This window comes from Bartonella sp. MR168JLCBS (assembly GCF_042194175.1).
In genome coordinates this window covers 723-1,292 of record NZ_JBHIMP010000100.1, presented here as the reverse complement: position 1 = coordinate 1,292, position 570 = coordinate 723, and the positions used below count along the sequence as shown (strand labels likewise).

Here is a 570-nt window from a genome sequence, read left to right as displayed (position 1 = left end):
GGAGCGTATAAAAAATAGAACAAGCTGAACAAAAAAATACTCCGAAGAAGTAAGCTTACTAACCAATTCTGCAATAAACACTCTTGCAAAAGTGAAAAAGATTCAGCCAGCAAATGATCAGGAAGCGTTCGCTTGTTTTACAAAAAGAAACTGCTAAAGTGAGGGTTGATTGGCATGAAAGCCATAAAATTTTTGCAAAAATCGAAAAAGAACTTAATGAACTCAACGATGCAATCAAAAATGACAAAACATCAGATATAGAAGAAGAATTGGGCAATCTCTACTTTACCCTATTTAATCTCGCACGTCATTTAAATATTGATTCACAAAAAGCACTTAAAAAAACAAATACAAAATTCTGAAATTCATTTTACCTATAGTGAAGAAAGTATATCTGCTCAATCGAAAAAACTAGCTGACGCAATCCTTGAACGAAATGGAAATTCTTTGGAATAAGGATAAAAATGCAAAGTAAGGAAAACTCCGGGTTGGATCAACCTAAAAAATCAAGAAAATTCTTGACTCACTAAATGTAATCTTACCGAAATCAATCAAGCTTCATATCTCTCG

General features: G+C 32.6%; 1 protein-coding gene. It reads left to right on the top strand.

Translation table 11 applies throughout. From position 1 onward, the window contains the following. Window positions 1–113 precede the first annotated feature (113 nt). Window positions 114–362 carry a MazG nucleotide pyrophosphohydrolase domain-containing protein gene (locus ACFIK8_RS09415; RefSeq protein WP_014923999.1) on the top strand — a complete coding sequence of 83 codons (249 nt, stop codon included), beginning with the start codon at window positions 114–116 and terminating at the stop codon, window positions 360–362. Window positions 363–570: the final 208 nt, after the last annotated feature.

What these genes read in the sequence shown, in the direction of transcription:
- ACFIK8_RS09415 (WP_014923999.1), top strand. Translation starts at nt 114, where the DNA reads ATGATCAGGAAGCGTTCGCTTGTTTTACAAAAAGAAACTGCTAAAGTG.